The 3,124-nt window shown below is 62.5% G+C and carries 1 protein-coding gene; it reads left to right on the forward strand.

What is annotated here, in order from left to right; translation table 11 throughout:
* Nucleotides 1–3,042, forward strand: a 3,042-nt coding sequence (locus tag CJ255_RS21485; RefSeq protein ID WP_165774876.1) for an SUMF1/EgtB/PvdO family nonheme iron enzyme, incomplete at its 5' end; no start/stop codon positions are given.
* Nucleotides 3,043–3,124 lie beyond the last annotated feature (82 nt).

Consider the following 3,124-nt stretch of genomic DNA (forward strand, 5'->3'; position numbering starts at 1 on the left):
CGGCTATCGGCTATCGGCTATCGGCTATCGGCTATCGGCTATCGGCTATCGGCTATCGGCTATCGGCTATCGGCTATGAATAACGAACTTGCCATTAGGCTGGAGCAACTTCGGAGCTTACACGCTGCCGATCTCCTAGATGACGACGAATACGCCCAAAAACTTGAGCGCCTGCGTACTACCTATGGCGCTGCGGCGGTGGATGCGCTGCTGGGGTCTGCCGTTGCACCAACGCCGCCACCGACGCAGCAGGTTGGTGGCCATGCCACGGTTGGTGCGGCGGTGGCGGGTGATGTGCGCGGCGATATGACCCTTTTCACCGGCGAGGCTCGTGGTAACTATATCGCCGAGGTGATCCACCTCTACCAACAGGCCCCCGCTGCGCCCCAGGCTGATTACGGTGCGGCGCTGCGCCGTTACCTGAAGCATCTCTATGCAACCCACGCGAGTCTTGATCTGCGCGGGATTGATGATCGCCCGATGGATATGCCGCTGAGTGAGATCTATGTTTCGCTTAGCCTCCACGAGCCGCCGCCCGATGCGCTGATGGGGCGCGGTGGGTTGCGGGGCTTTTTTGAGCAGGTGCGTAAGCGTTTCGTTGGTCCGCGTGAGCCGGTTGAAGATGAAGCGGGTGCTGGTCGCAGTGAGGCGGTGGATTGGACAACCGCTCTGCGCCATGCGCGTTTGGCGGTCGTTGGTGCGCCCGGCAGCGGGAAGACCACGCTGCTGCACTATACCGCTGTGCGTTTGGCGGAGGTGCTGGCCCGCGATGATGCTGCGCTGTTGACTGCGCTCGGCTTGGCTGATGAGCATCATGGTGCGCCGCCGGTCCCGCTGCTGCTGCCATTGCGTGAACTTGGGGGCTTTGTGAGTGAGCACGAGTGTAGTGGGCGCGAGGCGATGGGTGCCAATTCCCAATTGCTGCTTGACTGTTTGGCGGCTTACTACCGACGCTTTGCCCTTGAGTTGCCTGCTGACTTCTTTTCGCGCTTGGTTGAAACGGGACGGGCGCTGCTCCTGCTTGATGGCCTCGATGAGGTGGTGAGCCGCGAGGATCGTGAGTTTGTGAGTGCGGTGGTGCGTAGTGTGGCTACGCGCTACCCGCATTGCCGCTATGTCGTGACTGCTCGCGTTGCCGCCTACCAGGGTGACGCGCAGATTGGCGCTGGCTTCCGCATCTGTACGGTTGCCGATCTGAGCACGGCGCAGCAGCAGCGCTTCATTGCCAACTGGAGCCGCAGTCTCCACCGCCTGCTTCATGGCTTGCGTGATGACGATCTGGAGCGGGCAGCCCAATGTTATGCCGACGATCTTTGGGAGGCGCTGAAGCTGAATGAGCGCGTGCGCGATCTCGCCACCAACCCGCTGCTGCTGACGGTGGTAGCGGTCATCTTCTACAACAACTATGTCCTGCCCGAAGATCGGGCGGCGCTCTATGAGGAGTGTATCGAGGTGCTCTTGCGCGGCGGGCGGGGCAAGGCCGATCGCGCCGGCCAGCGGCGGGTCAACTACAGTGGTCGCCCGGAGTTGAAGATGGGCCTCGACCCCAAGCGGGAACTCCTCGCGGCGGTCGCCTACGCCATGCACTTGCGTGGCGAAGAGGGGGTCTTTCTGAGCCGCAACGAGTTGGTGCGTGCAGCGGCGGCCTACCTCGAGCGGCGCGTACCCGATGCGGAGGAGGCGGCACGGGCCTTTGTGGCGGAGTTGCCGGTGCATATCGGGTTGTTGGACGAACGTGAGCCGGATCGCTTTCGCTTTAGCCACCTTTCGTTCCAGGAGTTCTTGGCCGCCCGCTTCATTGCTGAGAGTGACCGCTGGGCGGAGTTGCTCGACCGTTACACCGAGAGTTGGTGGCGCGAGGTGATCCTGCTCTGTGCGGGCCACCTGAGCCAAGAGCGCTGCTGGCGCTTTTTGGGCCAGTTGATCGAACGGGGGCGAACGCCAAACGAACGGGCCAATGCCTTAACCCTCGCCGCCGCTGCACTGACTGAGTTGGAGAAGTTTAAGGGCCAAGGGCCACTTACGGCGCGCATCCAACACGAGGCGCTGACCATGCTAGAACAGCAGCCTGCGACCGCAGTACCCGCCGCTGCCCGCGTGCAGAGCGGTGCGGTACTTGCCGTAGTTGGCGACCCGCGCCTCGGCGTCTGCACCCTGCCACCGCCGATGGTCGAGTTTGCGGGTGGCAGTTTTGTGCTTGGCAGTAGCGCGGCTGAAGCGACGGCGGCAGGCAAAGCCTACGAAGCCTATTTTCTAAAGCAGGGGGATAAAGCGACAGCGAAACGTGCCCGTGATTGGCCCCAGGATGAAGTGAATGATCAACCCGTGCTGCTGCGCCCCTTTGCCCTGGCCCGCTACCCGGTTACCAACGCGCAGTACCAACTGTTCATCGAAGCGGGCGGCTACGATCCGACCCAGCCCTGGTGGGATGCGGCAGGGCGGGCTTGGCTGCGTCGTAATGATCAAGCGACGGATGGGCTGACAGATTGGCAGCGGCGCAACCAGAAGCAGCAGCCAGCATGGTGGACCAACCCGCGCTTCGGCAAGGCGCGCCCCAACCATCCGCTGGTGGGCATCAGTTGGTACGAGGCGAGCGCCTTCTGCGCGTGGCTCACCCAACATCTGCGTGATGGTTACATCTACCGCTTGCCCAGCGAAGCCGAATGGGAGTACGCGGCGCGGGGCGTGCTGCGCCGCCCCTACCCGTGGGGAGAAGAAACGCCCGATGGTGAGCGGGCCAATTTTGCTGGAACTCACAATGGCACCAGCGCAGTGGGTTGTTTCCCGCTCGGCGCCACCCCAGAGGGCATCCTCGATCTCGCGGGCAACGTCTGGGAGTGGACACGCAGCGAGTATCGTTCTTACCCCTACGATCCTGATGATGGCCGCGAGGATAGCCGCGATCCGGCGGAAAAACGCTTTACCCTGCGCGGGGGTTCGTGGGACGATCAATCGCTCTCCCTGCGTGCGGCCTACCGTCTTCATAACCCGCCCGACAACTTCGATCGTAACGTGGGATTGCGGTTTGCCCGGCAGTGTTGATAGCCGATAGCCGATAGCCGATAGCCGATAGCCGATAGTTGATAGCCGATAGTTGATAGCCGATAGTTGATAGCCGATAGCC

It is taken from the genome of Candidatus Viridilinea mediisalina (assembly GCF_002532535.1).
GTDB lineage: Bacteria > Chloroflexota > Chloroflexia > Chloroflexales > Chloroflexaceae > Viridilinea > Viridilinea mediisalina.